Annotated in this window: 5 protein-coding genes; all 5 read right to left on the bottom strand. The window is 43.6% G+C overall.

Annotated features, from left to right (window positions below):
• Window positions 1–242: 242 nt before the first annotated feature.
• Window positions 243–1634 (bottom strand): YjiH family protein, encoded by a 1392-nt coding sequence (locus C509_RS0122105; RefSeq protein WP_018709126.1) that lies wholly within the window; start codon window positions 1632–1634, stop codon window positions 243–245.
• 226 nt (window positions 1635–1860) lie between these two features.
• Window positions 1861–3123: a peptidase gene (locus C509_RS0122110; RefSeq protein ID WP_018709127.1), complete on the bottom strand. Its 1263-nt coding sequence runs from the start codon at window positions 3121–3123 to the stop codon at window positions 1861–1863.
• Between the two features lie 12 nt (window positions 3124–3135).
• A complete protein-coding gene (locus tag C509_RS0122115) occupies window positions 3136–4317 on the bottom strand; it encodes a thiolase family protein (protein ID WP_018709128.1) in 1182 nt (393 codons plus the stop codon).
• A 114-nt stretch (window positions 4318–4431) separates the two neighbouring features.
• Window positions 4432–5085, bottom strand: coding sequence for a 3-oxoacid CoA-transferase subunit B (locus C509_RS0122120; protein ID WP_018709129.1), 654 nt, complete (start codon window positions 5083–5085; stop codon window positions 4432–4434).
• Window positions 5070–5747, bottom strand: a complete 678-nt coding sequence (locus C509_RS0122125) for a CoA transferase subunit A (RefSeq protein WP_018709130.1) — start codon at window positions 5745–5747, stop codon at window positions 5070–5072. Before C509_RS0122125 ends, C509_RS0122120 begins: the two co-directional genes overlap by 16 nt.
• Window positions 5748–6000: the final 253 nt, after the last annotated feature.

Below are 6000 nucleotides of genomic sequence, written 5' to 3' on the forward strand. Positions count from 1 at the left end.
AATTATTTATTAAGTGCAGCCAGCACCTCCTTAAACTCCGCTCGGGACTTATAAAACTGTAACCGTTATTCCCTTGTGGATGCCGGCATCCACAAGAACCGAGCTTCTCGGACCATAAATCAGCTTCGTTGGAGTATTTTCCGATCCTTTAAGTCCAAGTAGGAAATTTTGGATCACACCTTCTATTTAACCAAAAAGACGATCGGCACTATACCGATCGTCTCTCATTACTTTTCAATCCATTAAAAAATCCAATGCGCAATCAACACAACAATCGGCAATGTAATCGCCGTTCTTAACAAGAAAATCAAAATAAGATCCTTCAGATTGACAGGCAGCTTGGATCCTAGCAACAATCCGCCCATTTCCGATAAATATACGAGCTGCGTAACGGATACACAGCCGATGACAAAGCGGGTCATTTCACTTCCAATGCTGCTTCCGATGATAGCCGGCAGAAACATGTCCGCAAATCCGATGATCATCGTCTGCGAAGCAGCGGCAGCTTCCGGTACTTGCAGGGCAGAGAGGATCGGAATAAACGGCATTCCCAAATATTTAAACACTGGGGTATACTCCGCGATCATCACACCGACTGTCCCAATCGCCATCACCACCGGAATAACGCCAAGCCACATTTCGATGACGTTTCTAAAACCTTCTTTTACAATGGATGATACATTTTTATTTCTGTTAGCCTGTAAAATAGCTTCGTTCATTCCCCATTTGAATGGCGTTACATTCGCCGGAATTCCTTCCTCCGCTTTTAACTCTGTATGCTCATATCCCGTATCCGGCTTTCTGGATAACGGAGGTATTCTCGGCATAATAATGGCAGCTGCCAAGCCTGCAACAACAATCGTCGCATAATATTCAAGAAAATAATCTTCAAGATGCAAATATTGGTTTACCACAATAGTAAAAGTGATGGATACAACGGAAAACGTCGTTGCAATGACGGCAGCCTCTCTCTTCGTGTAAAAACCGCCTTCATACTGCTTGGAAGTTAGAAGTACACCGATTGTTCCATCGCCAACCCAGGAAGCCAAACAATCAAGCGATGATCGGCCGGGAATTTTAAATAAAGGCCGCATAACCTTGGCCAACAAGGCGCCAAATAATTCAAGCAAACCGAAATTCAGCAGCAGCGGCAGGAAAAATCCAGCCAACAAAAACGTCGTAAATAATATCGGAATCAAATCATACGCCAACATGCCGCCAGTATTTTCATTGCGGATCCACTCCGGCCCGATTTGATAAACAGCCATAAAAGCAAAAATTGTACCCAAAATGCGAATGATTACCCAATTATTGGACACATGAAAAACAGTGCGAAGAAAAGAGTTTTTCATGATGAAAGCCGGTTTGATTACCCTGGCGATAATAGACAACGTAACTGAAAGGATCATCAACCATGTTGCAACAATCGGAACATAATGAACAAAAAGGTTATTAATAGCATTTGCCAAAAACGCAACCGGAATCGTAATCCCTTCCTCTGTTCTCATCGGCACCATAAACAAATAAATTCCAATCAAAGACGGGATGATGAATTTTAAATATTGGACAGGAGAATAGGACTTCAATGATATCGCTGTATTCCTTGAAGAACTCCCTTTATCTGGAGGATTCATATATTCTCACCTTTCGTATAAAAACCTATGTCAGGATAACTTTTAAAAATCCATAACAATGAATTATTATGCAGCATTAACCGAAGTTTGTCCAGAGTAAATTACTATTTCAGTATAAACAAAAGGTGTAGAACCCATGAAGGAAGTTCATTCAAACGATGATTTATCTTTTAAAAAAATCAATGAAACAGCCAGAGAATTTTTCCCCTGACTGCTTTTTTTTGACCTATTCAATTTCACACCAGTCCACAATCGTCGCGGCAATGATTTTCGCTGCTTCAAATATTTTTTCCACCTCAATGGCTTCATTCGGAAAATGGGCGAGACTTGTTATTCCAGGTCCGAATACAACACTGGGTGTACCGCCGACCTGCGAAAGGAGTCCGCCATCTGTTCCCCAGGGGGCCGCTTCGATAACCGGATCTTCTCCAACCACTCCTTTAAAATTGTCAATTAGTGAGCTCATCAAAGGATGGGTTGTTTCAATTTCTCCAGGGACCCATCTTGCGCCAAACCACTCGACTTCAACGGGATGGTCTTTGAACCAACCATCCTTCTCTGCCAGCTTTTCCAGCCATTGTTCCATTTCAGCCTGGACTTCTTCCATTGTTTCATTTGGCGCAATGCCAATTCGTCCTTCCAATTCCACAATGTCCGGAACGGAAGATGGCCAATCGCCGCCATTAATGGACCCTATGTTAATTGGAACCGGGATAGGGATCTTATCGTATAACGGATCTGTAATGCGGTCGTTTCTGATCTTTTCCAATTCCATCACATGTTGGGTCACAATAAACGACTTGTCAATCGCACTTACCCCATGATACCTTGTACCCCCATGGGCTGTTCTACCCGTTACGATGAGGCGGAACCATTTGGAACCTTGCTGTTTCGGAAAAATTTTCATGTTAGTAGGCTCCGGAATAATGGCGGCATCCGCTTTATACCCTTTAAGGATGGCATCCAGGGTTCCAGCTCCACCGCTTTCTTCTTCTACAACACTTTGAAAAATGACGTCACCTTTTAAACGGATTCCCAATGACTTGATCGCATTAAGGGCAATCATCAATGAAGTATTGCCGCCTTTCATGTCCGTAACTCCACGGCCATACATTTTTCCATCCACGATTTCCCCGCTGTAAGGCCCTTTATCCCATTGTTCATGGTCACCTTCCGGGACAACATCCACATGCCCATTTAAAATAATGGATTTTCCGCCGCCTGTACCTTTTAGGACACCTACGACATTCGGACTACTTTCGAATGTTTCACGATTCGAATAAAAATAAGGATGTTTTTTCAACCTTTCACCATCCAGATTCCAAACATCCACTTCCAGATCAAGGTCTTTTAAAAACCGTGCCACATTTTCCTGAACTTCTTTTTCATTCCCCTGAGTGCTTGCCAGTTGTACTAACTTTTGTAAAAACGCTAAATGAGCTTGTCTGTTTTCATCTATCCATTGATTGATATTTTCCTTTACTGTCACGACTATACCTCCTTATAACGTCATATTTTCATAGATAACAGAAATCCCCATGCCTCCGGCCATACACATTGTGACCAATCCATACTTTGTTTTCGAGCGGATCATTTCATGCATCAACGTGACACTTAATTTGGCGCCCGTCGCACCAACAGGATGGCCAAGCGCAATCGCTCCCCCGTTCACGTTCACGCGACTTTCATCTAGGTTAAGCTCTTTGATGACAGCAAGCGCTTGGGCAGCAAAAGCTTCGTTCAATTCGATCAATCCAATATCATCCATTGTCAGTCCCGCTTTTTCCAGTGCCTTTTTAGTCGCAGGGACAGGTCCAATCCCCATAACAGTGTGGCTCACCCCGGCACTTGCATACGCTTTTACTTTGACGAGTGGCTGCAAGTCTTCTTGTTCCGCCCGTTTAGCAGACATCATTAGTAATGCCGCAGCCCCGTCATTCATGGGACACGCATTTCCAGCTGTGACGAAACCGTCCTTTTTAAAAACCGGCTTTAATGTCGACAGCTTTTTCTTGTCAATGGATACCCTTACACTTTCATCTGTTGTAAAAAATTGTTTCCCTTCCCGTGTCAAGAGTTCAACAGGGATGATCTCATCCAAGAACCTATTTTCCCTGATCGCCTTCGCTGCCTTCACATGGCTATCATAAGCAAATTGATCTTGTTCTTCACGCGAAATTCCATATTGTTCAGCTAATCGTTCAGCTGTCATACCCATATGTTCATTTCCAAGTGAGCAAACCAGACCATCTGCCATCAGTGCATCTTCCATTATAATATTACCAAACTTGGAACCCCAGCGGCTCTTGACGATGTAAGGAACATTGCTCATGCTTTCCGTTCCGCCGACAACAATGACTTCGTTTTGCTCAGTTTGAATGGCCGCCACCGCATTTGTGATGGCTTTCAAGCTTGAACCACATGCTTTTATTACGACATAAGCAGGTGTTTCTTTGGGGAAGCCTGCTTGTTGAGACGCTATTCTAGCCGAATTTAATCCGCCGCCGTGCACGTATCCGTGTCCGAAGATCACTTCCTCCACACTGCTTTTATGTAGACTTGTTTTTTTCATTAGCTGTTCTAAAACTTGTTTTCCCAGTTCTGCGGCTTCCACCTTTTTCAATGACTTGCCAAAGGCACCCACCGGCGTTCTGACGCCGGCTACAATCACTGCATCCTGCATCGTGAATCCCCTCCGCTCTATTTATAAAAATTAGAGATGGTGTAATCCGTTCCCCAAACCGGACTTGGTTAGCCATCTATTTTTAATCCCGCTCTTTCCATCGTAGATATTCTGCTATTTTACAAAATCAGCAATATGAAGTTCCGCTCCTGTAGCATTGATGACATCGTCCACTGTGTATGGTTCTTTCACTTCAATTAAGTTCAATCCCTTTTTAGTGACTTCGATAACAGCCATGTCTGTAATAATCAGATTGACACATCTTTCGGCTGTAAGCGGCAGCGTGCATTCACGTACAATCTTTGGATTTCCATGTTTGTCCGTGTGATTCATTAGCACAATCACCTTTTTGGCTTTTTGCGCTAGATCAACTGCACCGCCCATTCCGGACACAATTTTTCCCGGAACAATCCAATTCGCCAAATCACCATTTTGACTAACCTCAAAAGCTCCCAAGATTGTAACGTCCAGCAAACCCCGACGGATAATGCCAAATGCAAGGGTGCTGTCAAAATAGGAAGCCCCAGGTACGATAGTCATCGGAATCCCCCCTGCATTACATAAATTCGCATCTTCCTCACCTTTTTGGGGAGCCGGCCCAGTACCCAGAACGCCGTTTTCAGCATGAAACATGACATTTATATTTGGAGAAATATAATTAGCCACCAAAGTCGGTATACCGATTCCGAGATTGACAACCATTCCATCCTTGATTTCTTCCGCAGCCCTCTTTGCAATCGCTTCACGTACACTTACTCCCATGCCCATGTCCAGTTCACCCCTTCGCTTTTTACCACCATGTCCACAAACGCACCAGGTGTGACAATTTCTTCTGGATCCAGCTCTCCGACCGGAACAATTTCATCCGCTTCCGCAATCGTGAGCGTTCCTGCCATCGCCACTAACGGATTGGTATTCCTTGCACTTTTATCAAAAATTAAATTCCCAAACTCATCAGCTTTTTTCGCATATACGATGGAAACATCAGCTGTGAGGGGCTTTTCAATTAGGAAGGGTTTCCCATCCACTATCATTTTTTCCTTGCCTTCAGCGACAAGTCCGTCCACGCCAATATCAGTTAAAATCCCGCCTAATCCAACCCCGCCTGCCCTGATCCGCTCGACCAGTGTCCCCTGGGGAGAAAACTCTATATCCAATTTATTTTCATGCATGAACTTGCCCGCATTCGGGTTAGACCCAATGTGAGATGCGACAAGCTTTGATGCCCTTCCCTCCGTGATGAGCTGACCGATCCCTACATACGGAAATCCGGCATCATTACAGATCAAAGTCAATTCATCAATACCATTTTCCAAAATAGCTTTAATCAAAGTTGGAGGATTCCCAATTCCTCCAAATCCGCCGACCATCAAAGAAGAACCGCTTTTAATACATGTAACTGCATCTCCTACAGAACGTACCTTTGTCATTGTCAACGCTCCCCGTGACTATATTTTTCTGATATGCCCTTTTCCGAGATATTCAAGAAATATTCTTCAAATGAGGAGTAGCTCTTCGAATTCGAGAAATATCCTCTACTTTTGAGAAATACTCTTCACTTTCGAGAGTTACTATCCACTTTCGAGATTTACTCTTCACTTTCGAGAATTACTCTCCACATTCGAGAATTACTCTTCACTTTTCAGAAATACTCTTCAAATTTGTAGAAATACTCTTCACTTT

Source organism: Siminovitchia fordii DSM 16014 = CIP 108821 (assembly GCF_000374565.1).
Taxonomy (GTDB): domain Bacteria; phylum Bacillota; class Bacilli; order Bacillales; family Bacillaceae_C; genus Siminovitchia; species Siminovitchia fordii.

Coding starts and splice junctions, on each gene's coding strand:
- C509_RS0122115 (WP_018709128.1), bottom strand. CDS start 4,317: ATGCAGGATGCAGTGATTGTAGCCGGCGTCAGAACGCCGGTGGGTGCC.
- C509_RS0122105 (WP_018709126.1), bottom strand. CDS start 1,634: ATGAATCCTCCAGATAAAGGGAGTTCTTCAAGGAATACAGCGATATCA.
- C509_RS0122120 (WP_018709129.1), bottom strand. CDS start 5,085: ATGGGCATGGGAGTAAGTGTACGTGAAGCGATTGCAAAGAGGGCTGCG.
- C509_RS0122125 (WP_018709130.1), bottom strand. CDS start 5,747: ATGACAAAGGTACGTTCTGTAGGAGATGCAGTTACATGTATTAAAAGC.